This window comes from Nonomuraea sp. NPDC046570 (assembly GCF_040645915.1).
In the GTDB taxonomy this organism is placed as follows: domain Bacteria; phylum Actinomycetota; class Actinomycetes; order Streptosporangiales; family Streptosporangiaceae; genus Nonomuraea.
In genome coordinates, this window is sequence record NZ_JBEYZF010000007.1 from 33,119 (window position 1) to 56,268 (window position 23,150).

Here is a 23,150-nt window from a genome sequence, read left to right on the forward strand (position 1 = left end):
ATGGAAAGCCTGGTCCTCGACTCGCCCGCGGCGATCGCCGAGGAAGCCACCCTGGCGGCGCTGCTGCGGTGCTGCGTGCGCGAGGTGGCGGGGCCGCGCGGCCATGTGTGGCCGGCCTCGCCGTACCTGCTGCTGCGGGTGGCCGGCACCCTGATCAGGGTGCGCACGGGCGGCGGCGCCGCGCTGCGCTTCGAGGGCGCGCCCGAGCGGCTGGAGCAGGGCGCGTGGCGCCCGCTGACCAGCGCCGAACTGGTACGGCTGGCCGAGACCGAGCTCACCTACGGCACCGACCTGGATCGCGCCAACCCCGAGTTCGCCGGGCAGGTCGCCGCCAGCCGGGACGCGATCGAGCTGATCGTCAAGGCCCGGACCGAGGCCGAACCGCCCGCCGACCCGTGGCTGGCCTCGGAACAGGCGCTGGTCTTCGGCCACCCCTTCCACCCGAGCCCCAAGGCGCGCGGCGGGGCGGGCTGGCTGCGCTACGCCCCGGAGGCGCACGCCGCCTTCCCGCTGCGCCTGCTGGCCGTCCGGGAGGACGCGCTGGCGCAGGAGGGCGACACCTCGGCGCTCGACCACCTCGGCCAGGCCCCGCCCGGCTACACACTGCTGCCCGCCCACCCATGGCAGCTCGACCTGCTACGCCCCGCGCTGGACGACCGCCTGATCGACCTCGGCGACAGCGCCTGGCCGGTCGCGCCCACCTCGTCGGTGCGCACGGTGTACGACCCGGTCGGCGGGATCTGCCTGAAGTTCAGCCTGGACGTCCGGATCACCAACTGCGTCCGCAAGAACGCCTGGTACGAGCTGTCCGGCGCGGTCGCGCTGAACTCCAGGCTGGCCCCGGTCTTCGCGGACCTGGCGAGCCGCTTCCCCGGCACCCGCTGGCTGCCCGAGCCCGGCTACCGCTCGGCCGCCCTCGGCGGACGCCTGCTCGAAGGGCTGGGCGTGATCGTCCGGTCGGGGCCGTGGTCGGTCGTCTCCCCGGGGGTGACCCCGGTGCTGGCGGGCGCGCTCGCCACCTCGGCGCGGGCCGCCGACCCGCACGCCTGGTGGGCGGCGTACGTCTCGGCGGTCGCGCCCCCGGTCCTGGACGCCTACCTGCGGCACGGCGTCGTGCTGGAGGCGCACCTGCAGAACGTGCTCGTCGGCCTCGACGCCGCGGGCATGCCGGTGGAGGCGGTCTTCCGCGACCTGGAGGGCACCAAGCTGATCGCCGGGCGGCACGACCTGTCCGAGCTGCCGGCCAAGGTGGGCGAGGCGCTGACCTACGACGCCGAACGCGGCTGGGCGCGGGTCGTGTACTGCCTGATGGTCAACCACCTCACCGAGATCGCCGCCACGCTCGCGCCGGGCGAGCCGGAGCAGCGGGCGCTGTGGGCGGTCGCCAGGCAGGTGCTGGCCGGGTACGCCGAGCGGGCGGGCTCGCCGCTGCCGCTGTCGGACCTGCTGGCCGGCGCGCCGCTGCCGGCCAAGGCGAACCTGGGCGTGCGCTGGTCCAGGAGCGCCGACCGGCACGCCGGGTACGTCCCGATCGGCAACCCGTTCGCCTGATCAGGGCGCCTCGGGCACCGACTCCACCAGCGCGACCAGGCCGTCGGCGTCGAGCAGGTCCACCGGCCTGACGGTCTGGTTGCCGCGCACGTAGTGGAAGGCCGCGGTCACCCGCTCGACCGGCACGCCCGCCAGGTGCGCCCAGGCCAGCCGGTAGGCGGCGAGCTGCACCGAGGCGGCCCGCGCCGCCTTGCCGGTGGGCGGCAGGCCGGTCTTCCAGTCGACGACCTCGTAGGAGCCGTCGGGCAGCTCGAAGACGGCGTCCATCCGGCCGCGCACCAGCCGGTCGGCGATCATCGTCTCGAACGGCACCTCCAGGTCGAGCGGCTCGCGGGCGGCCCACTCGCTCTCCTCGAACCGCTCCTGCAGCTCGGCCAGCCGTACGTCGGCCTCCTCCGGCTCGTCGTAGGCGCCGGGCAGCTCGAAGTCGTCGATCAGCCGCTGCTGGCCCCAGCGCGACTCCAGCCACCGGTGGAAGGACGTGCCGCGGCGGGCCAGCGGCGCGGGCTTGACCGGGACCGGGCGGCGGATCCTGCGGGCCAGGTCCTTGGCGTCGGCGGCCAGCGTGACCAGCGACGAGACGGTCAGCTTGGACGGCAGGTCGACAGTGCGCGCGTTCGGCCCGCGCTGCGTGGCCCGCTCGCGCAGCAGCAGGTCGGTGTCGCGCTCCCAGGCCCGCATGCGCTCCTCCTCGAACGGGCGGACCGCCCCCTCGGCCGGTTCGAGCAGACCGGCCAGCGCCTCCTTGACCAGGCGGGAGCCCTCCTCCACCGACTCCTGGCGCAGCCCCTCGGGCGTCACCGGCCAGACGGCAGCGGCGGGCTCGGCCAGCAGCGGGTTGGTCGCCCCCTCCTCCGGTTCCGGCGCCCAGGTCGCGACCCGCCCGCAGGTGTCGCGGATCTCCAGCAGGAAGTCGGACGGCTCCAGCGGCTTGGCCGCGGTGCCCCAGCGGTAGCCGGAGGCGATGAGCTGGTAGTGGGCGCGGGTGACGGCCACATAGGCCAGGCGCCGCTCCTCCATCAGGTCGCGCTCGCGGCAACGATCGTCGAAGTCGGCCAGCTCGTCCTTCGCCAGCCCGGCCAGCCTGGGCAGGTCGGCGACGTCGCCGCGCAGCGGGTACGGCAGCTTGCGCGGGTTGTCGGTCCACCGGCTGTTGGCCACCGGCGTGGCCGGGAAGACGCTGCCCTTGGCCAGCCCGCTCCTGCCGACGACCTGCGACAGCCCCGGCACGACCACGATCGGCCACTCCAGCCCCTTGGAGGCGTGCACGGTCATCAGCTTCACGCTGTTGCTCTCGCCCACCCGCCCGGCCTCCAGGCCGAACTCCTCGCTCTCGGCGGCCTTCAGGTACGCCAGGAACGCGCCCAGCGTCGGGTCCTCGGCGTCGCCCGCGAACCGGGAGGCCGCGTCGATGAACGCGTCGAGGTCGGCGCGGGCGGCGAACGCGCTCACCGTGCCGCCCCGCGCGGCCACCTCGATGTCGAGCCCCAGCCGGCGCTCCACCTCGGTGATCAGGTCGGGCAGAGGCTGCCCGGTGTGCGCCCGCAGCAGCCGCAGCTCCTGCGCCAGCGCCACCAGCCTGGTCCTGGCCAGCGGCGAGAACGACTCCAGCCACTCCTCGCGGTCGGGCAGCTCGTCCAGCGCGTCCACCAGGCTGCCGCGCTCCTCGGCCAGGTCGGCCACCACCTGGTCGAGCGGGTCGGGCGCCCGCCTGGCCCCCTGGCGGGCCTCGCGGGTCAGCTCCCTGGCGTACTCTCCCAGCACCCGCAGGTCGGCGGCCCCGAGCCGCCAGCGCGGCCCGCCCAGCAGCCTGGCCAGCGCGTCACCGGCGGTCGGGTCGTACAGGACTCTGAGCGTGGCCACGATGTCGCTGACCTCGGGCACGGTCAGCAGCCCGCCCAGGCCGACCACCTCGACGGGGATGTCGCGCTCTTCGAGCGCCCTGCGCAACGCCGGGAACTGCGACCGCTTCCGCGCCAGGATCGCGACATCCTGCGGCTGTACGGCCAGCGTCTTCTTCCGCTCCCGCTCCCCCCACGGCATCCCGTCCGGGGCCTCCTCCCGGCCCAGCACCTTGCTCAGGCCGTCGGCGATCCAGCGGGCCTCGTCCTCGGCGGTCTCGTGCCAGGCGCAGGTGACCCGCCCCCGGTCGACCCGGTTGGGGCCGGGGACCAGGACGGGCACCTCGCGGGCCTCCATGCGGAGCGGGAGCTGGATGCGGGCGGCCACGTCGAGGACCCGGTCGCCGTTGCGGAAGCTGACCGAGAGCTGACGCACGGGGGCCGGGTCGCCCTTGGCCGTGGGGAAGTCGGTGACGAACCTGCGCAGGTTGCCGGAGGAGGCGCCGCGCCAGCCGTAGATGGACTGGCAGGGGTCGCCGACGGCGGTGACGGGGTGGCCGCCGCCGTACAGGCTGCGCAGCAGGACGAGCTGGGCGTGGCTGGTGTCCTGGTACTCGTCGAGGAGGACCACCGAGAAGCGGGAGCGTTCGATCTCGCCGACCTCGGGGTGGCGGGAGGCGATGCGCGCGGCCAGCGACATCTGGTCGCCGTAGTCGATCACTTCGCGGCCGCGTTTGAGTCGTTCGTAGGCTTCGACGAGGGGGAGGAGCTGTTCGCGTGCCTCCTGGACGGACAGCGGCCTCTTCTGGGCGAGCGTGGTCCTGCCGGTCAGCTCGCCGTACTCGCGGCGCAGCCATTCGCCCGTCCGCCGGACGTCGCCGGCCGAGCGCAGGTGCTCGGACAGCTCTCCGGCCAGGTCCAGCACGGCCGCGGTCACCGAGGGCGGGCCCAGCTCGATCCGGTCCATCGGCCCGTCGTACATGCCGACCACCCGCGAGGCGAGCTGCCAGGACACCGCGGGGGTGACCAGCCGCATGGTCGGCTCCAGCGCCTCGCGTACGGCGTGGTCGGTGACCAGGCGGGCGGCGTAGGCGTGGTAGGTGGACACGGTCGGCTCGTTGTCGAGCACCTCGGGCTCCACCAGGCCGGCCTCGGCCAGGCCCGCCAGCCGCTCGCGCACGCGTACGGCCAGCTCGGCGGCGGCCTTGCGGGTGAAGGTCAGGCCCAGCACCCGTTCCGGCCTGACGAAGCCGTTGGCCACCAGCCAGACCACCCGCCCGGCCATCGTCTCGCTCTTGCCCGAGCCCGCTCCGGCCATGACCACCATCGGTTCGAGAGGCGCCTCGATCACCGTGGCCTGTTCGGAGGTGGGCGGCAGGATGCCGAGCTTCTCGGCCAGCTCGACCGGGTTCAGCACACCTGCCCCCCGCCGTCGTTGACCGGGCAGCTGCCCTTGGCCGCGCAGGTGCGGCAGCCGTCGTTCACCCTGGCCTGGAAGGTCGCCTGGGACATGCCGGTCGCCACGGTGCCGACCAGGTCGTGCGCCCACGCCGGGTCGGGGTCGTCCGCCAGCGCCCGCTGGCCCTGCTCCTTGGCCTCCTTCCCGGCCGCCTTGCCCACCTGGACCAGCGCGGCGCCGCCGGGCTCGGCCATGCCGTGCCGGGCGAAGGCGCCGAGCAGCACGGCGAGCTGGTAGACGCCGAGCTGCGGGTGCCGGTCGAGGTCGCCGGGTGACGGCTTGGTGCCGCCGGTCTTGAGGTCGATGATCACCGCTCGGCCCTGTTCGTCTCGTTCGACCCGGTCGACCTGGCCCTTGATCTGCACCTCGGCGGAGAAGTTCGCCACGAACGCCTCCTCCAGGCTGACCAGTTCGCGCGGGTTGTCCTGCTGCCAGCGCAGGAATCTGCCGATCATCTGCTCGGCGACCTTGCGCTGCTTGCGGTTGAACCACACGCCGCCGAAGTCGAGCTCGCCCCAGATCTCGTCCAGGCGCTTGCTCAGCGTCTCCTCCGACGGCAGGTCCTGGGCGGCGAGGACGGCGAGCGCGTGGATGACCGTGCCCAGACCCTGCGCCGAGCTGGTGCCCGCGGCCCCGACGGCCGTCTCCAGCAGCCAGCGCAGGCCGCACTTGGTGAAGCTCTCCACCGCGCTCGGGGAGATCCGGACGACGCCGTCGGGCCAGCTCAGGGGGCGGTCGTCGGAGATGGGGGTGAGGGCGTACCAGTCGTTGGGGTGCGCCCCTTGAACGCCCGCGGCGGCCAGCCTGGCCAACTGCTCCGCCGCCTTTTGCCGCATTTTTCCCGATTTAGTGGGATCGGTGACTGCGCTTCTGAGGTCGGCGACCAGGGCGGACATGTTCAGCCAGCGGGCCCGGTCGTCCCCGCCCGCCTCCTCGACCGCGCCGGGCAGCAGCTCGGTGAGGAACCTGGAGGGGCGCTCGTCGGTGTCCTCGCCGCCCACCGCCGTGACGACCAGCCGCTTCCTCGCCCTGGTGGCCGCCACGTAGAACAGGCGGCGCTCCTCGGCCAGCAGTTTGGCGGCCAGGGTCGCGGCGGTCGCCGCCGTGGAGTCCAGCGGCGTCCCGTGGGCCAGCTCGACCAGGTCCTCGACGCCGAGCATGGACCCGCGCAGCCGCAGATCCGGCCAGACGCCCTCCTGCACGCCCGCGACGACCACGACGTCCCACTCCAGGCCCTTGGCCCGATGGGCGGTCAGCAGCCTGACCGCGTCGCCGTCGGGGGCCCGCTCGGCCAGCGTGTCGCCGGGGATCTCCTGGGAGGCCAGATCGTCGAGGAACACCTCGGGCCCCGCCTTCGGCATCCGGTCCACGAACCTGGCCGCGTAGTCGAACAGCGCCACCACGGCGTCGAGATCCCGGTCGGCCTGCGCCCCCCGGGCCCCGCCCGCCAGGCTCACCTCGGTCCACCGCTCGGCCAGCCCCGCGGCATGCCACACGGCCCAGATGACCTCCTCGGCGGTGCCTCCCTCGCGCACCGCCTCCCGCGCGATGGCCAGCAGCCTGGCCACCCGCTCAGCGGGCACGGCCACATGCGGCTCGATCCGCACCAACTCCCGCGCGTCCCCGAGCGCCGCCACCAGCAACTCCCCCGAGGTCCGGGGCGCGGACAACTCCCGCTCCCCCTCGTCGAGCAGGGCGTCGTCACGTTCGAGGCCATCCGCAGGCCCGCGTGGCCCGGAGGTGAGGGTCTCGTCTCCGATGGCCTGGACGGCCTCGTTCTCGGCGATCTTGAGGGCTCGGCGGAGGCGGCGGACGCCGATCATGTCGGTGCCGCCGAACGGGCCGGTCAGCAGTTCCTCGGCGACGCCCTCGTCCAGCGCGCCGGGATCCAGGGCCACCCCCAGGACCGTGAGCAGCGGCCTGACCCCGGGCTCCTGGGCCAGGGGCACCTCGTCGCCCGCCACCATGATCGGCACGCCCGCGCTTACCAGCGCCCGGCGCAGCAACGGCACCTGCCGGGCGGCCGAGCGCACCAGCACCGCCATCCGGTGCCAGGGCACCCCGTCCACGAGGTGCGCCCTGCGCAGCGTGTCGGCGACCACCGCCGCCTCCTGGCTGGTGCTGTCGGCCAGCAGCACCCGGACCTCGCCGGACTCCGCGTCGGCCACGGGCAGCAGCTCGCGATGCCCCTTGGCCCGGCCCGAGGGCGCGGCGGGCAGGCGGGCGGCCAGCCGCCGGGACGCACCCAGCAGCTCCGGCCCGCTCCTGCGGCACACCCGCAGCGCCACCACGGGGGCCTCCCGGCCCTCACGGTCGCGGAAGCGCTCCGGGAACTTCATGATCCCGTCCACGTCGGCGCCGCGGAAGCCGTAGATCGACTGGTCGGGGTCGCCCACCGCGATCAGGTCCCGGCCGTCTCCGGCGAGCTGCTGGAGCAGCAGTTCCTGGGCCGGGTCGGTGTCCTGGTACTCGTCGACGAACACGACGTCGTAGGCGGCCCGTTCGCGCCGCCTGACCTCCGGGTCGCCCAGCAGCGCCGCCGCCGCCCTGATCAGCTCGGCGTAGTCGAGGGAGGGCTCGGGGTCGAGGTCGAAGCGGGCCTGGTAGCGGTCGGAGAAGCGGCCCGCGGCGGCCCAGTCGGCTCTGCCGTACTGGCGGCCGAGGGCGACCAGTCGCTCCCCGTCCAGCCCGCGCTCGCCCGCGCGGGACAGGAAGTCGCGCAGCTCCTCGGCGAACCCTCGCGTCTTGAGCGCCTCGCGCAGCGCCAACGGCCAGTCGAGCGCGCCGTCCTGCAGCTCGCCGTGCAGCAGCCGCCGGATCTCCAGCAGTTGCTCGGGCCCGGTGAGCAGGCGCGGCGGCACCCGCCCCGCCAGCACGGCCTCACGGCGCAGCAGGGCGTAGGCATAACTGTGGAAGGTGAGCGCCAGCGGCGTCCGGGTGGTACGGCGCAGCCGCCCGGTGATCCGCTCGCGCAACTCGCCCGCGGCCTTGCGGCTGAACGTCAGCACCAGGACGCGTTCGGGATCCACCCCGCGCCGCTGGATCCGGTCCACGACGGTCTCGACGATCGTCGTGGTCTTGCCGGTGCCGGGTCCCGCCAGGACGAGTAGCGGGCCGCCTGGATGCTCCACCACGGCACGCTGGTGCTCGTCGAGCACAGGGGCCGCACCCGGTCCCCCGATCCCACGTCGTACCAACCGCCAGGTCTGAGCACTCACAACCCTTGATTCCACCAGATCACACGGGTAGATCGTGCCGGGTTGACCCGTCTCCCCGGCAATCCGCCCACGCTAGCGGGAGAAATCCCCCCAATCCCGGCGACACACCGCAGAACAGCGGGCTCCCGCCCGCCGCGCCTTCGAGGCAGCGGGGGGCGGGAAACGGCTACGAGAAGACGTGGTCCACGACGCGGGCCGTGGCCTTGCCGTCGTCGCGGGGGGCGAAGGTGGCGCGGAAGGCCTCGTAGCGGTCGGCGTGCTCGGCGGCGACCGCGTCGATCGAGCGGAGCGCCTTCACGACCTCCTTCGACGTGGACAGGACCGGCCCGGGGGCCTGCTCCCGCAGGTCGAGGTAGAGGCCGCGCTTGGCGGTGTACTTGTCGAGGTCGTGGGCGAAGAAGACGATCGGCCGCCCGGTGGCCACGAAGTCGAACATCGACGACGAGTAGTCGGTGACCAGCACATCCGCAACCAGCAACAAATCCGCCATATCCGGATAAGTCGTGACGTCGTGTGCCAGGTCGGGGACCAGCGGCATCGACTGCATCGGATGCGCCCGCACCAGCAGCTCGTGGTCGGCGCCCAGCTCGGCACGGGCCAGCCCGAGGTCGAGCTTCACGGCGCTGTTCTTACGGTCGTAGTCCCGCCACGTCGGCGCGTACAGCACCACCCGCTTGCCCTCGACCAGGCCGAGCCTGCGCCTGATCTCGGCGGCGAGCTCCTCCCGGTCCGGCGAGCTGAGCACGTCGTTGCGCGGCAGCCCGCTCTCCAGGATCTCCCCCTGGTAGCCGAACGCCTTGCGCAGGACCGGCGTCGCCCACGGGCTCTGCGACAGCAGCACGTCCCAACCGCGCACCTCGGCCGCCTGGCGGTGGTACACCGGCGGTCGCGGGTCGCGCGACATGTGCGGCAGGTCGTTGCCGATCCGCTTGGCGGGCGTGCCGTGCCAGGCCTGCACGACGACCTGGTCCTCACGGGCGCGGAACCAGGCGGGCAGGAAGGAGTTGGTCACGATGTAGCGGGACCTGGCCAGGGCGGCGTGGTGCTCGCGGCTGCCCGCGCGCACGGCGGTGGCCCCGTCGGGCGGCGTGAACGCGCCGTCCTTGACGATCCAGATGTGCTCGCGCTCGTCGCCCCGCCGCACCCGCTCCTGGTAGACGGCGCGGACGCTGTCGGAGAACTGGCGGCCGTCGTTGACCACGTACACGGTCGCGTCGGTGAGCGGCTCCGAACGCTGGGCGGGGTAGAAGACCCGGCGCAGCACGTGCGTGCCCGCCACGCCCTTCTCGTCGGCGGGCCGTACCTCTTCGACCATCAGCACGGGCACGTCGTACCTGGTCGAGACCAGGCGGTAGTCGCGGCCCGCCGCGGTGCGGACATCCTCGTCGAGGCCGGGCAGCGCGGCGTGGTCCACCCGCACGGGCACGATCTCGCCCGTGGTGTGCCGGACCGTCAGGTTCCAGCTTCCGGCGGCCAGCGGTACGGCCTCGCCGAACCGGTCCATCCGCGAGGGCACCAGCCTGGCGGTGAAGTCGTCCCCGGACCGCTCCATGGCGACGGAGTACATGAGGCCGGTGCGGTGCCGCAGCGACAGCGTGCGCGCCCCCGCGGTGTCGGGGTAGCGCCCGCGCAGGACCAGCTCGTCGCCCTCCCAGGCGACCGAGGTGATCACCGGGCGGATCCGGTGCGCGGAGACGACGACGCGGTCCCGCCGGTCGGCGAGCACGGTGATCTCCCGGTCGCCCACCGGCGTCCGGGTCTCCTCGGCGGAGCCGAGCATGACGGAGGCCGCCGGGTCGCCCTTCGGCTCCACCCAGAGCCGCCGCCCGTCCTTCTCCTGCAGCAACGCCGGTACGGCCAGGCCCACGGTGACACTGCTGCCACCCTCGACCGGCACGAAGTCGGCCGCCATCCGATGCCCGCCGAGCCGCGCGTGCCCCTTGGTCACGCTCCGCCCCGGCAGGAAGACCGTCAGCTCCAGCCGTTCCCCGTCGAGGCGCACCCCGGTCAGCTCGGCCCGGTTGGGCTGCAGCACGACCTGCAGCGCCCGGTCGGAGGTCCAGACCGGACGCACCCACCACCCGGGACGGATCTTCAACCCCACCGGCCGCTCGGTGCGCCCGACGGCCGCGCCGCGCAGCAGCCCGGTGGCCCTGGCGCCGCGGCTCCAGAACACGATCTCGGCGCGCCACGTGGTGGTGTCGCGCACGGCGGGCCTGCGGCGCAGCAGCCGGCGCCCGCCCCTGGCCAGCGCCCGCACGGCGGAACGCCAGCGCAGCGCCCACGGGCTCAGCTCGGCGCTGAAGCCCGACCAGTCGTAGTTGCACCCGGGCTCGCGCGCGCCGTGCGTCGCCTCGGGGGCCAGCACCCTGCGGGTGCGCATGCGCACCGGCGGCAGCCAGCGCGGCCCGCGCAGCACCACGGTCGCCGTGTTGAAGCGGCGGCTGCGCACCGAGAGCCCGGCCAGGTAGGCGTGGCCGCTGATCCGCAGCCGCCCGCCGGTCCAGGAGATGTCGTCGATCTGGGTGACCGGCACCAGGTCGGACCTGCGCAGGCGGTAGAGGTCGTGAGGCAGCTCGTCGGCGAAGGGCAGGTCGGCGTACCAGCGCAGGCCCTTGCGCAGGCGCTTGGACGGCTCGGCCGCGGCGGTGACGACCTTGGTCAGGGCGTCGCCTTCGACGAGTTCCCCGACGTCGCGGTGCTCGATGAGGTGGTAGGCCAGCCGCCTGGCGACCGGCAGGTCACGCTTGACCGCCGGATCGACGGTGGCGAGGTAGGGGCGGAACTCGGCGACGAGCTCGCGTCTGCGGGCGACGCCGCGTTTGACCGCCTGGTCCATGCGCAGGCCCAGGGGGCCCGCCAGCGCTTCGGCGTCGAGCGTTCGACGCTGCTGCGGGGTGAGACCGTCCGACCGGACGGTCCGCATGATCGAGTCGAGCGGTTCCCCCCGATCGCAGAGGTCCTGAACAGCCCTCAGTCGTTCGGCGACGGGGTCGCCGGTCAAGCTCGGGGCTGTGGTGCCGGTGGCCATGGAGGAGGCACCGCCTTTCGGACCCGGATCGCGCATCCACTGTCCCTCGCTATGGTAATGCGAATCACATGGCCCGAATTCGCATGAAGCGGGTCATGCCTGCTCAGCCTGATTCCTGAAAGTTCGCTGAAGGAGATCCTCCGTCCCAGCGGGCGAGCCGCATGTCGACGCGCTCTCCGCGCAGCGGCGTGCCCTCGTCGTGCCAGTGCGCCAGGCTGCGCCGCTCGTGGCCCGGAGCCGGGGTGCCGTCGGCGTGCACCACCCGCCACCACGGCACGCCACCGCCCCAGGTGGACATGACCCGGCCGACCTGCCGGGGGCCGCCCTCGCCGAGATAGTCGGCGATGTCGCCGTAGGCCATCACCCGGCCCGGCGGAATCCGCTCGACCAGGTCGAGAACCCGTTCGGCGTACGGGCTCACCGGCTCCATGCGGCCGGCCCCGCCTGGATGATCTCGTCGAACTTCCCGATGACCATCGCGTCACCGCCGCTGACCAGCTCGATCACACCGTCGCGCAGGGTGTAGAGCTCGCCGTCCTCACCCATCAGGCGCCCGCCGAGCACCGCCGAGAGACGCACCAGCTGCGCCACCTCCCAGTCGGACCCTGGCTCGCCGACCACCCGGTCGCGCCAGTTCGCCACCGGACGCGCGCCGTCCACATGGCGCGCCACGATCTCGCCCGTGTCGCGCAGCTCGAAGCCGGCGGGCGTGATGGCCTTCGCGACCTCGGCGAAAGCCAGCGGCGACTCGCGCTCCACGCGCAGCTCGTACCCCATGACGCGCGACCATAGCGAACCTTTGCCGAGACTCGTGCGGGCATTGCCCGGCAGCCTTCCGAACAGTGCTGAATCGCGGCGAAATCGATCCCGCCGCGTGATCAACTTCTCCGGTCGCGGCGGCTGAGCACGGCGACCGAGCCGCCGAACGCGGCGAGCCCGGCCAGCGCGCCCGCGGTGTACACCCACAGCTTCCACGGCTCGGGGCCCGGCCGCGAGGGCTGGGGCGAGTCCTCGCCCGCGCCGAAGTGCCTGCCCTCGGGCACGTCCACCTGTCGGCCCACCCCCTCCAGCGTCTCGGCCTTGTTCAGCGCCGCCGCGGCGTCGACCACGCCGAACCCGATCTGGTCGTCGTAGCCCGCCGCGGGCCTGCCCCGGGCACTGGCGGACAGCGCCAGCGCGACCTCGTCGGGCGCGAGAGCGGGATGGCGCGCCTTGATCAGCGCGGCCACGCCCGCGACCAGGGCCGCGGCGCCGCTGGTGCCCTCGGCGAGGGCGTACCCGCCGCCCATCCTGGCCACCGGCACGTCCACGCCGGGCGCGGCCACCTGGACCGAGAGGTTGTCACTGCTGAATGGGGCCCGCTTGCCGCGCCGGTCCACGGCCGAGACGCCGATGACGCCCGAGTACCCGGCGGGGAAGCTCCAGTAGGAGGTGTCCTTCTCCTTGGCGTACTTGGTCTGGCCGTCGTTGCCCACGGCGGCGACCAGCACGACGCCGCGTTCGAGCGCGTAGGCGACGGCCTCGCGCTCCGACAGGTGCGGGCCGTAGGTGCCGATCGACATGCTGATGACCTTGGCGCCGTGGTTGGCGGCGTACCGGATGGCCCTGGCCAGGGGGCTGTCGCGGCTGGTCAGCAGGTCCTCCTCCGGGGCGACCATGTTGCGGCCGGGCTCCTGCTCCACGGCCACCGGCACGGACAGGACGCGGGCTTCGGGCGCCACGCCGATCAGGCCCTGGTCCGCGCCGGAGCCCGCGATGAGCGAGGCCATGGCGGTGCCGTGGGCGCCCGGGGTGACGCCGTCACGGTCGAACAGCGCCGTGGACATGTCCGGCGCCACGGTCACCTTGTTCCGCAGTTCGGGCGTCCTGGTGTCGACGGCGCTGTCGATGACGGCGACGATGACGCCCTTGCCCTTGCTCACGGTCCAGGCCTGTTCGGCGTTGATCGCGTTGAGCACCCATTGCTGCCGGTCCCTGATGGGGGGCGCGGTCGGGCCGTACAGCAGGAGGGAGGCTGAGGCGGCGGTCGCGGCCAGGGTCCGCAGGGCGCTCAGCACACGTTCCCCTGGGTGCAGCGCGGGACCTTGGGCGGCTCGGCGAGGAAGTAGGCGATCTGTCCGCCGACCGACCTGGCCGCCGGCCACAGCTCGCTGTGCAGGATCTCCTCAGGCGGTACGGCGGCGCGGGTGCGCCCGTCGGCGTAACCCGCGGTGGAGAAGACGATGTACGGCCCGGCGCCCACCCAACTGTTGCGCTGCCGCTGCTCCGGCCCGAACCGCTCGGCCACGGTGCCGGGGAAGGCCACGGGGTGCACGCCGACCCTGTCGTCGACGGAGAGCTGTTCGGCCGCCGACACCCGCGACTCCTCGTCCTTCAGCACCGCGACGCCCACGGTGATGACGAAGGTGGCCGTCTGGTCGATGTAGGTGGCGCGCAGCATGGTGACGCAGCCGTGCTCCTCCAGGACTCCGCCCACGGCGGTGTCGGCCGCCTGCCCGCACCTGGTCTCGGGGGCGATGCCGACCCTTCTGGCGTACTGCTGGGCGCGGTCGAGGCCGACGTACTGCACCTCTTCGGGGAAGACGGTGGCGGCGGGCCAGGCCTGCCAGCGGCGGGCGATCTCCTCCTGCTTGTAGCGCTGCTGCTCGGCCGGGGTGAGCGGGCGCGACCGGGACTCGGCGAGCAGCCCGACGGTGCCCAGCAGGGCGACGACGGCGGAGACAGCGACGATGACGCAGAGCAGGGCGAGGAAGTGGGTGCGCCTGCGCACGCCCTGGGCGAGGGCGGCCTGCTCGGCGCGCTCGGCGGCGAGGAGCGCGGTGCGGCCCTGGCGGGTGGCGGCGGGCCAGGCGCGCACGGGTGTCCGGCGGCGGACGGCCGACCCGAGAGGCAGCTCCCGTCGCTTCGCTTCGTCTCCCACGTGCTCGGCGCGCGGCGGTCCGGAGATCGGACGGCGACGGGCCCTGCCTGGCTTGTCGCTCACCACTCCTCGCTAGGTTCGCGTCTGATGTCTATTTCGTCCCCCTCTGGGGACGGATCATGCGTCCTGCGGGGTCTCGGTCCGCCGTACCCGCCTGACCAGGGCCGCCAGGAGGCCCACGGTGGCGAGCGCGGCCAGTGCCGCGGCGATGGCGATCGCGCTGTAGACGGTGATGCGCCGCTCGTCGCGGTGGATCACCTGGATGGGCTCCGCGGGGGTGCCCAGCGGGCGGTCGGGGTCGTGGACGCCCGCGCCCGCGGCGGTGTGCGTGTGCCGGGCCAGCCTGCCCGCCTCGGCGAGCGCGCCCGCGGCGTTGACGACGCCGAACCCGGTGCCGGTGTTGTAACCGCCGGTGGGCCGCCGGGTGGCCCCCGCGGTGAGCGCCTGCACGACCAACGCAGGCGACATATCCGGATATTTGGCTTTAATGAGGGCGGCTACTCCGGACACCAGCGCGGTGGCCTGCGAGGTGCCCCTGCCGACCCAGTACGCGTTGCCCGGACCCGCGCCCGGGATGTCGACGCCGGGCGCGGCGACCATCACCGACGGGTTCCAGTTGGAGAACGACGCCCGCCGCAGCCCCCGGTCGATCGCGGCCACCGAGACCACCCCGGGGAAGGCCGCCGGGTAGGAGTAGGGCGCGAAACCGCTGGCGTCGGGCTTGCGGGCGCCGTCGTTGCCCGCCGCCGCGACCAGCACGACCCCCTTGGAGATCGCGTAGCGGATCGCCGCCCGCTCCTCCCGCGTGGCCAGTTCCTTGGAGATCGACATGTTGATGACCGTCGCGCCCCTGTCGACCGCGTGCCGGATGCCCTTGGCGACGACGGCCTCGTACTTCTCCGCCGAGCTGAACTGCTTGAAGCCCGGCTCCTCGTCCTCCAGGATCACCCGGACCGACAGCACCCTGGCCTTCGGCGCCACCCCGATGACCCCCATGTGGCCCCCGGGCCCGTGGCCGTGGCCGACGATGAGCGAGGCCATGTAGGTGCCGTGCAACCGGCTCGGCGGCACGCCCGGCGGGTTGGCGCCCTCGGTGAAGTCCTTGCCCTCGACCACCGACCCGGCCAGGTCGCGGTGCCCCGGGTCGACGCCCGAGTCCAGCACCGCCACGGTCACCCCCGCGCCCCGGCTGACCTGCCACGCCTTGGACAGTTGCAGCGTCTCCAGCACGACCCGCTGACTGCCCCGCACGTCGTCGGCGTACCCGGGCGCGCACGGCAGCAGGATCGCCGCGGCCACCGGCGCGATCAGCGCCCGCCTCAGCACCGCCACTCCTTGGCGGCGCAGTCGGGCAGCCGCGGCGTGCTCAGCTCGGCGAGCACCCGGTCGGCCAGGTCGGCGGTGAAGGAGAAGATCGAGGGCCGCTGCTCGCCGACCGCGCGCGCCGGACGCCCGTCGACCTGCCCCGCGGTGGTCAGCACCAGGTACGGCCCGCTCTGCCGCACCGAACCGGCCTGCCTGACCCCGGCGGTGAAGCGCTCGGAGACCGTGCCGGCGAACGCCAGCGGGCGCAGCCCCGGCACCGGCCCGCCGGCCAGCGGGAAGGACCGCTTGGCGCGCAGGGCCCGGAACTCGTCGGGCAGCGCCACCACGCCGATCGTGACGACCACCCCTTGCAGGGCGTCGATGTAGGTGGCCCGCAGCACCGCCTGGCAGCCCGCCTTGCGCAGCGCCTTGACCACCTTCGCGTCCACCGCGGCCGAGCAGCCGGTCTTCGGCGAGATACCGACCCGGCGGGCCTTCTCCTCGCCGCCCTGCTCGGCGGAGTAGCCCAGCGTGGCGGGGAACAGCCTGCCCGCCGGCCAGGTGCGCCAGCGCTGGGCGATCTCCTGCCTGGCCGCCTGTTCGAGCTCGGTCCGGTTCGGTCCCCTGGTGAGCTCGGAGCCCGCCGTACTGGCCGCGACGCCCGCCGTCACCGCGCACAGCAGCGTCAGCGCGGAGGTCACCACCAGGGCCGGCCACGCGCGCGACGGCCTGCGGCAGGACTCGCTCACGCCATCGACCTTAATGCGGGGCACCGACCGGCGTACGACGAAGCGGGCGCACGGCCATGCCGTACGCCCGCCTGGTCATCTCAGTAGCTGGGCAGGCTGGGGTCGACGGTCTTGACCCAGCTCAGCACGCCGCCGCCGACGTGCACGGCGTCGTTGAACCCGGCGTTCTTCACCACGGCCAGGGCCTCGGCCGAGCGGGCTCCGGACTTGCAGTGCAGCACGATGCGCTTGTCCTGGGGCAGCTTCTCCAGGGCCGAGCCGTTCAGGAACTCGCCCTTGGGGATCAGCGTGGCGCCCGGGATCGACACGATCTCGTACTCGTTCGGCTCGCGGACGTCGATGAGGAAGATGTCCTCTCCGGAGTCCTGCATCGCCTTGAGCTCCCGGGCGGTGATCGTCGAGCCGGTGACCGCCTCGGCCGCCTCGTCGGAGATCGCGCCGCAGAACGCCTCGTAGTCCTCCAGGAGCTGGGTGACCGTCGGGTTCTTGCCGCACAGCACGCACTCGGGGTCCTTGCGGACCTTGAGGTCGCGGTACTTCATCTCCAGGGCGTCATAGATCATCAGCCGCCCGACCAGCGGGTCGCCGATGCCCGTGAGCAGCTTGATGGCCTCGTTGACCTGGATGGAGCCGATCGAGGCGCACAGCACGCCGAGCACGCCGCCCTCGGCGCACGAGGGCACCATGCCGGGCGGCGGGGGCTCGGGGTAGAGGCAGCGGTAGCAGGGCCCGTGCTCGGCCCAGAACACACTCGCCTGCCCGTCGAAGCGGTAGATCGAGCCCCAGATGTACGGCTTGCCGAGCAGCACCGCGGCGTCGTTCACCATGTAGCGGGTGGCGAAGTTGTCGGTGCCGTCGACGATGAGGTCGTAGCCCGAGAAGATCTCCATCACGTTCTCGGTGGTCAGCGTGGTGTTGTGCACGATCACGTCGACCAGCGGGTTGATCTCGCGGACCGTCGCGGCCGCGCTCTCGGCCTTCGGACGGCCGATGTCGGACTGACCATGGATGATCTGGCGCTGCAGGTTGGACTCGTCGACCACGTCGAAGTCGATGATGCCCAGCGTGCCGACGCCCGCCGCGGCCAGGTACATCAGTCCGGGCGAGCCGAGACCGCCGGCGCCCACACAGAGCACCTTGGCGTTCTTGAGCCGCTTCTGCCCGGCCATCCCGACGTCCGGAATGATCAGGTGCCGCGAGTAGCGGCGCACTTCTTCTACGGTCAGCTCAGCAGCCGGCTCTACCAGCGGTGGCAACGACACTTTTCTACGCTCCCGTTTCAGGGGGTCTTCTCTCAGTGTGAAACCTAGCCCGGCAGTGGGGCATTCCCCAATCGCGTCTCAAGGATGAGACGGCGCGCCTCGGCGGCCACGACGCGCGGCAGCTCCATCTGCGCCACATGCCCGGCGTTGGCCAGCAGCACCAGCCTGACCTGCGGGAACGTACGGCCCGCCTTGATCGCCAGCGCGGGCCGGACCAGCCGGTCGCGCCGGCCGTGCACGATCAGGGTGGGCGCGGTCACCAGGGCCGCCTGCCGCCAGAGGTTCTCCTGCCCCCTGCGGAAGTACTCTGCGACGATCCCCCGCGCCGACCCGATCAATGCCCTCCCCGCGTACGGCAGGCCGTCGCGGCGGCGCAGTTCCTCCACCGCGTCGCGGATCCTGTCCGGGTGCACGCAGCCCACGTCGGCGTAGCACATGCCGAGCGAGGCGTTGATGCGCTGTTCGGCGGGCAGCAGGCGGAGCCGTTCGGCCACCCACTCCCCCGCCCAGGGGGTCGCGGCGGCGGCCACCCGGGCCGGGCCGTACCTCGGCATCAGGTCGGGCAGGGCCGGGGAGATGAGGGTGAGCGAGAGGACCAGGTCGGGGCGGGTCGCGGCGACCCGGACCGAGACGGCGCCGCCGAGGGAGTTGCCGAACAGGTGGGCGGGGCCGGTCTCCTCCAGCAGGCCGATGACGGCGCGGGCGTGCGCGGGGATCGTGTAGTCGCCGTCGGGCGGCATGGGCGAGTAGCCGGCGCCCGGGAGGTCGACGGCGTGCCCGGTGACCTGGTCGCGCAGCTCGTCCATGAGGTCGGTCCAGTTGGTGGCCGAGCCGGCCAGGCCGTGCACGAAGACAGCCTGCTCGGGCGCGTCGCCGGGCGTCGACCGCACGTACACGGGACCCACCATGCGTCCTGGCCAGTGCGGGATGGGCATGTCCGCCATGCGTCCTCCTCCTGCTGCTCGCTCGGTTCGCTCGACGATAACCCGACCCGCCCGTATCCCCCGAACCCGCCTCCAGACCCCCACCCCCCGACCCTCTAAATCGGACATATCCCTACATAGCAGCCTTTTTCGCTCTATAAGTTTCTAAGCGGCGCAATATCATCCTCATCTTGATGCAAAAGCGACGACTCGCCGTTTATAGGACCCAATGATCGGAAATCAACCAAACCAGGATGGACCTACAACGGACCATCTAGGGCGTTCTACTCCTAGGTCCCGTCGGGCCACCTAGGGAAACAAAATGCCTTAAATGCCAATAGGCGAATCACGGGGGAAACATGTTCAAGCTCAAGACCACGCTCGCCGCAGTAGCGATGAGCACCGCCCTGGCGGGTGGCGTTGTCGGCCTTGGCGCGGCGACCACCACCGCCACCGCGTCCGCCGCCTCTGTCAGCGCCGCCCCCCAGGGCGTTCAGGCCGGCTTCGGGGGAAGCGACCTCTGCAAGTTCCGCTTCCGGACCGGTCCCTGGCACCACCGCACCCGCATCGGGGAGCGCATCAGCCGGTTCAAGATCCGCGTCAACCAGCGCACTGGACGGGTGCGCTACCACCAGGAGCGCGGCTGCCTCCGGATCAGGAACAGCGGCACCCCGTAAATCGGAAGAAACACGACACTCAACCGATGACCGGTATCCATCCGCTCTAGCGGTCTGAGAAACGGTCAAGGCGGGGGCTCCGAAATCGGAGCCCCCGCCCTATGCTGCGAATTATATGAATAGCACGGAAATCAGGCTGACTTACGCGTCTTACGCTTGGGTGCGGCCTTCTCCTCGTCCTTCTTTCCGGCCGCCGCCGCGCCTTTCTTAGCCGCCGCCTTCTCGGGCTTCGCGCCGCGTTCCTTCTTCGCCGCCGCCACGCTGGCCCGCAGGGCCGCCATCAGGTCGACCGCGGGACCGGCCTCCTCCTCGCCGGCGGGCGGTGCGATGACCTCCTTGCCCGCCACCTTGGCCTCGATGACCTCCTGCAGCGCCTCGCGGTAGCTGTCGCGATACGCCGTCGGGTCGAAGTCGGCCACCATCGTGTTGATCAGCGACTCGGCCATCGTCAGCTCCTGCGCCCGCACCTCGACGTCCTCCTCCAGGAAGCCGAAGTCGGGCGTGCGGATCTCGTCGGGCCAGAGCATCGTCTCCAGCACGAACACCCCGTCGCGCACCCGCAGCGTGGCCAGCGACTCGCGCTGCCGCAGCGCCACCTTGACGACGGCGACCTGCCCCGAACTCTCCAGCGCGTCCCGCAGCAGCACGTACGGCTTACCGCCCTGCCCGTCGGGCTCCAGGTAGTAGGACTTGGCGAAGTAGATCGGGTCGATCTGGTCGGCGGGGCTGAACTGCAGCACGTCGATCCTGCGCGAGGTGGTCAGCGGCAGGCCCTCGAAGTCCTCGTCGGTGAGCACCACGATCTCGCCGCCGGCCAGCTCGTAGCCCTTGGCGATGTCGGAGTAGGCCACCTCCTCGCCGTCGGCCGTGCACACGCGCTTGTAGCGGATCCGCCCGCCGTCCTGGCGATGCACCTGGTGGAAGGTGACGTCCTTCTGCTCGGTGGCCGAGTAGAGCTTCACCGGGATCGTCACCAGCCCGAAGGAGATCGCACCCTTCCAGATGCTGCGCATGAGCACTCCCAATCACTAGCGGGCTCACCACAGGGGCACATACCCGTCAAGGCCGGATCCGATGCCATACCCGGACGAAGCGCTGCCTGCCGTACCAGGAGGGATTAGACCCGATCTCGTCGGGGAGGTGGCCTACACGATGTGGAGGGCGGGGAGAGGTGGCGCTGTGAAGGTTCAGGTCCGGGTGGACGGGCGTGCGCTGACGCTGAGCAATCTCGACAAGGTCCTCTATCCGGAGGTGGGATTCGCCAAGGCCGAGGTCATCGACTACTACACCCGCGTCGCCCCCGTGCTGCTGCCGCACCTGCGCGGCCGGCCGCTGACGGTCAAGCGCTACCCGAACGGCGTGGACGGCACGTTCTTCTTCGAGAAGAACGCCCCCCGGCACACCCCCGACTGGATGCGCAGGGTGAACCTCCCCGTCCCGGGCAGCACCAAGGACCGCGACAGCATCGACTTCGCCGTCATCGAGGACCTGCCGGGGCTGGTCTACTACGCCAACCTGGCCGCGCTGGAACTACACGTCCCCATGTGGCGGGTCACTGCGAAGGGCGAGGCGCGGCGGCCCGACACGCTGGTCTTCGACCTCGACCCCGGCCCGCCCGCCACGATCGTCGACTGCTGCGAGGTCGCCTGCCTGCTCCGCGACGAGCTCGCCGCCGACGGCCTCACCGCCCGCCCGAAGACGAGCGGCAGCAAGGGCATGCAGCTGTACGCCGCGTGGAACCGCGGCCCCGACACCTCGGCGTACGCCAAGGAGCTGGCCCAACGCCTGGAGAAGGAGCATCCCAAGCTCGTCGTCAGTGTGATGACCAGGTCGGCCAGGCCCGGCAAGGTGTTCATCGACTGGAGCCAGAACAACCCGGCCAAGACCACGATCGCCCCCTACTCCCTGCGGGCCCGGCAGCGCCCCACCGTCTCCACCCCGCTGCTGTGGACGGAGGTCGAGGGGTGCCGCAGACCGGACGAACTGGTGTTCACCGCCCCCGACGTACTGGCCCGAGTGGATGAACACGGCGACCTGTTCGCCCAGGCGTAGTGTGGGGATCGTCCACAAGGGGAGGGGACCCAGATGTCGGAGATGGACACGCGTGGGGACGAGCGTCCGTTCGAGGACGACGAGCTGTCGATCGAGGCGCCGGAGGCCGACGCGGCCGAGCAGCACCGCCTGCTGCGCGAGGAGGGCCTGCTGCGGCAGGAGCTGCCCATCGAGGTCGACCCGGCCGATGCCGCTGACCAGGATCGAACGGTGGAGTTCGGCGACGACGACGACTATCGCTGACTATCGTCGGGCGTGGTTACCCGCACGTAGGATGGCTCACCCGACCCGACCCGCTGTCTAGGAGACCCGCGTGACCGCTACCCCGGACGCCAAGCCCCGGGGCACCCGGCTGCCCCGGCTGGCCCGCCGCCGCCAGCTACTGAGCGCGGCGCAGGAAGTGTTCGTGGAGAACGGTTACCACGCGGCCGCGATGGACGAGATCGCGGACCGGGCCGGTGTCAGCAAGCCGGTGCTGTACCAGCACTTCCCCGGCAAGCTGGAGCTCTATCTGGCGCTGCTCGACCTGCACGTCGACGACATGGTCAACCGCTGCCGGGAGGCGCTGGCCTCCACCCACGAGAACAAGCTCCGCGTGCAGGCCACCTTCCGGGCCTTCTTCGACTTCGTCTCCAGCCAGGGCGAGGCGTTCCGCCTGGTCTTCGAGTCCGACCTGCGGAACGTGGCGCCCGTCCGGCAGCGGGTCGAGCGCTCCCTGCAGGAGTGCGCCGAGATGGTCAGCGCGGTCATCCAGGAGGACACCGGCTGCTCCAGCGAGGAGGCGCACCTGCTCGGCGTCGGCCTGGTCGGCATGGCCGAGGTCAGTGCCCGCTACTGGAACACCACGCACGGTTCGATCCCCAAGGACGCGGCCGAGCAACTCATGGCCAGGCTCGCCTGGCGGGGCATCAGCGGATTCCCGCGCACAAGCTGAGAGCGGAATGCTGTTCGCTTGGCGCGATCACCCCGGCTTCCGGGGCTCTGGGCAGCGACGATGGGGTGAGCAACCCGTCGAAGAGGGAGCACGATGGAAATCAAGATCGGCGTGCGGTCCGTACACCGTGAGCTCATTGTCGAGACCGACCTGTCGGCCGAGCAGGTCGAGGAAGAGATCAGAAACGCGCTGGCCGTCGATCGAGGCGTCTTCTCCGTGACCGACACGAAGGGCAGGCGCGTGCTGGTGCCGGTCTCCTCGCTCGGCTTCGTGGAGATCGGCGAGGACGAGGCTCGGCCCGTGGGCTTCGGCGGCACTCTCTGACCTGACATTCCGGGTACGGCTCGCGTCGCGTGCCGTACCCGAGTCGTCTGCGGGGCGCTGTGCCCGCGGTCAGATGCCGAGGGCCACCATCCGCTTGCCGTGCTCCTCGGTCAGCCTGGCGAACATCCGCGAGATCTCCGCCTGGTCGTCGGCCACCGCCTCCACCAGCAGGCGGGCCAGCTCCGGACGGGCCGCCGCGACCCGCTGCCCCTGGCTCAGCGCCTCCCCGACCAGCCGCCGCGCCCACAGCGCCAGCCGCCCGCTCACCGCCGGATCGGCCTTCACCGCCGCCCGCACCCGCTCCACCGCGAACTGCGAGCGCCCCTCGTCCACCAGCACCTCGTCCACCAGGTCGGCGATCGACGGGTCCAGGTGGCGGGCCGCCTCCCGGTAGAAGTCGAGTGCGATCCCCGTACCCACATACGCCTTGACCAGCGCCTCCAGCCAGTCACCCGGCCTGGTCTGGGCGTGCCAGGCGTCCAGCGCCTCGACGAACGGCTCCATCGCCCGCTCGGGATCGGCGCCGAGCGCGGCCAGCCGCTCGCCCAGCAGGCTGAAGTGGGCGTACTCCGCGACCGCCAGCTCGCCGAGCGCCGCCCGGTCGGTGAGGGTGGGCGCGAGCTCGGCGGCGTCCTCCGCCAACTGGAGAAAAGCGGAGAGCTCGGCGTAGGCCAGAACGCCCAGAAGGTCGACTACTCCGGGCTCGGAAGGGGAATCACTCATGCAGGAAGAGTACGAGAACTCCCTCGAAGAACTCGGAAGGAACAAACAGACATCGGCTCGCCGTTGTGCTATCGAGTACACTGCTCTGTGAAAGTGCGACCGCACTGTGTTAATCCGGGAGACTCGCTCCCGATAACCCCCACTTCCGGGCCTGCGGTCGCTGATGACGCGAGAGGGCTGG

General features: G+C 72.2%; 19 protein-coding genes. 6 read left to right on the forward strand and 13 right to left on the reverse strand.

Annotation, left to right across the window (positions count from 1 at the left end; genetic code table 11):
• Nucleotides 1-1,551, forward strand: coding sequence for an IucA/IucC family protein (locus ABZ911_RS13720; protein WP_358054875.1), 1,551 nt, complete (start codon nucleotides 1-3; stop codon nucleotides 1,549-1,551).
• Here the strand turns inward: ABZ911_RS13720 and ABZ911_RS13725 are convergent, their stop codons facing one another.
• The 11 genes from ABZ911_RS13725 to ABZ911_RS13775 all read right to left on the reverse strand — a co-directional run bounded on the left by ABZ911_RS13725 (nucleotide 1,552) and on the right by ABZ911_RS13775 (nucleotide 18,280).
• Nucleotides 1,552-4,809, reverse strand: coding sequence for a UvrD-helicase domain-containing protein (locus ABZ911_RS13725; RefSeq protein WP_358054876.1), 3,258 nt, complete (start codon nucleotides 4,807-4,809; stop codon nucleotides 1,552-1,554).
• A complete protein-coding gene (locus ABZ911_RS13730) occupies nucleotides 4,803-8,009 on the reverse strand; it encodes an ATP-dependent DNA helicase (protein ID WP_358054877.1) in 3,207 nt (1,068 codons plus the stop codon). The genes ABZ911_RS13725 and ABZ911_RS13730 overlap by 7 nt, the downstream gene beginning before the upstream one ends.
• A 226-nt stretch (nucleotides 8,010-8,235) precedes the next feature.
• Complete coding sequence (locus ABZ911_RS13735) at nucleotides 8,236-11,136, reverse strand: CDP-glycerol glycerophosphotransferase family protein (protein ID WP_358054878.1); 2,901 nt, start codon at nucleotides 11,134-11,136, stop codon at nucleotides 8,236-8,238.
• Nucleotides 11,137-11,203: 67 nt separating this feature from the next.
• Nucleotides 11,204-11,530, reverse strand: coding sequence for an MGMT family protein (locus ABZ911_RS13740; protein ID WP_358054879.1), 327 nt, complete (start codon nucleotides 11,528-11,530; stop codon nucleotides 11,204-11,206).
• On the reverse strand, nucleotides 11,518-11,877 hold the full coding sequence (locus ABZ911_RS13745) for a hypothetical protein (protein WP_358054880.1): 360 nt from the start codon (nucleotides 11,875-11,877) through the stop codon (nucleotides 11,518-11,520). The genes ABZ911_RS13740 and ABZ911_RS13745 overlap by 13 nt, the downstream gene beginning before the upstream one ends.
• 101 nt (nucleotides 11,878-11,978) lie before the next feature.
• On the reverse strand, nucleotides 11,979-13,157 hold the full coding sequence (locus ABZ911_RS13750) for a S8 family serine peptidase (protein WP_358054881.1): 1,179 nt from the start codon (nucleotides 13,155-13,157) through the stop codon (nucleotides 11,979-11,981).
• Complete coding sequence (locus ABZ911_RS13755) at nucleotides 13,151-14,083, reverse strand: hypothetical protein (protein ID WP_358054882.1); 933 nt, start codon at nucleotides 14,081-14,083, stop codon at nucleotides 13,151-13,153. The genes ABZ911_RS13750 and ABZ911_RS13755 overlap by 7 nt, the downstream gene beginning before the upstream one ends.
• Nucleotides 14,084-14,137: 54 nt before the next feature.
• Complete coding sequence (locus ABZ911_RS13760; protein ID WP_358054883.1) at nucleotides 14,138-15,346, reverse strand: S8 family serine peptidase; 1,209 nt, start codon at nucleotides 15,344-15,346, stop codon at nucleotides 14,138-14,140.
• Nucleotides 15,340-16,074 (reverse strand): hypothetical protein, encoded by a 735-nt coding sequence (locus tag ABZ911_RS13765; RefSeq protein ID WP_358054884.1) that lies wholly within the window; start codon nucleotides 16,072-16,074, stop codon nucleotides 15,340-15,342. The genes ABZ911_RS13760 and ABZ911_RS13765 overlap by 7 nt, the downstream gene beginning before the upstream one ends.
• A gap of 80 nt (nucleotides 16,075-16,154) precedes the next feature.
• Nucleotides 16,155-17,336 carry an adenylyltransferase/sulfurtransferase MoeZ gene (gene moeZ / locus ABZ911_RS13770; protein WP_358054885.1) on the reverse strand — a complete coding sequence of 394 codons (1,182 nt, stop codon included), beginning with the start codon at nucleotides 17,334-17,336 and terminating at the stop codon, nucleotides 16,155-16,157.
• A gap of 44 nt (nucleotides 17,337-17,380) precedes the next feature.
• Nucleotides 17,381-18,280 carry an alpha/beta hydrolase gene (locus ABZ911_RS13775; protein ID WP_358054886.1) on the reverse strand — a complete coding sequence of 300 codons (900 nt, stop codon included), beginning with the start codon at nucleotides 18,278-18,280 and terminating at the stop codon, nucleotides 17,381-17,383.
• A 338-nt stretch (nucleotides 18,281-18,618) separates the two neighbouring features.
• Here ABZ911_RS13775 and ABZ911_RS13780 point away from each other — a divergent pair, with 338 nt between their 5' ends.
• Nucleotides 18,619-18,936 (forward strand): hypothetical protein, encoded by a 318-nt coding sequence (locus ABZ911_RS13780; protein ID WP_358054887.1) that lies wholly within the window; start codon nucleotides 18,619-18,621, stop codon nucleotides 18,934-18,936.
• Between the two features lie 131 nt (nucleotides 18,937-19,067).
• Here the strand turns inward: ABZ911_RS13780 and ABZ911_RS13785 are convergent, their stop codons facing one another.
• Nucleotides 19,068-19,949, reverse strand: a complete 882-nt coding sequence (locus ABZ911_RS13785; protein ID WP_358054888.1) for a Ku protein — start codon at nucleotides 19,947-19,949, stop codon at nucleotides 19,068-19,070.
• Nucleotides 19,950-20,115: 166 nt separating this feature from the next.
• On the opposite strand from ABZ911_RS13785, the gene ligD reads away from it, so the two are divergent.
• From ligD to ABZ911_RS13805, 4 genes are all read left to right on the forward strand, one after another.
• Complete coding sequence (ligD, locus tag ABZ911_RS13790) at nucleotides 20,116-20,988, forward strand: non-homologous end-joining DNA ligase (protein WP_358054889.1); 873 nt, start codon at nucleotides 20,116-20,118, stop codon at nucleotides 20,986-20,988.
• Between the two features lie 33 nt (nucleotides 20,989-21,021).
• Nucleotides 21,022-21,231: a hypothetical protein gene (locus ABZ911_RS13795; RefSeq protein ID WP_358054890.1), complete on the forward strand. Its 210-nt coding sequence runs from the start codon at nucleotides 21,022-21,024 to the stop codon at nucleotides 21,229-21,231.
• Nucleotides 21,232-21,301: 70 nt separating this feature from the next.
• The gene (locus ABZ911_RS13800; RefSeq protein ID WP_358054891.1) at nucleotides 21,302-21,922 is read left to right on the forward strand and encodes a TetR/AcrR family transcriptional regulator; all 621 of its coding nucleotides are present in this window, start codon (nucleotides 21,302-21,304) and stop codon (nucleotides 21,920-21,922) included.
• A gap of 93 nt (nucleotides 21,923-22,015) precedes the next feature.
• Nucleotides 22,016-22,246: a DUF3107 domain-containing protein gene (locus ABZ911_RS13805; protein ID WP_358054892.1), complete on the forward strand. Its 231-nt coding sequence runs from the start codon at nucleotides 22,016-22,018 to the stop codon at nucleotides 22,244-22,246.
• 69 nt (nucleotides 22,247-22,315) lie between these two features.
• Here the strand turns inward: ABZ911_RS13805 and ABZ911_RS13810 are convergent, their stop codons facing one another.
• Nucleotides 22,316-22,969, reverse strand: a complete 654-nt coding sequence (locus ABZ911_RS13810; protein WP_358054893.1) for a ferritin-like fold-containing protein — start codon at nucleotides 22,967-22,969, stop codon at nucleotides 22,316-22,318.
• Nucleotides 22,970-23,150 lie beyond the last annotated feature (181 nt).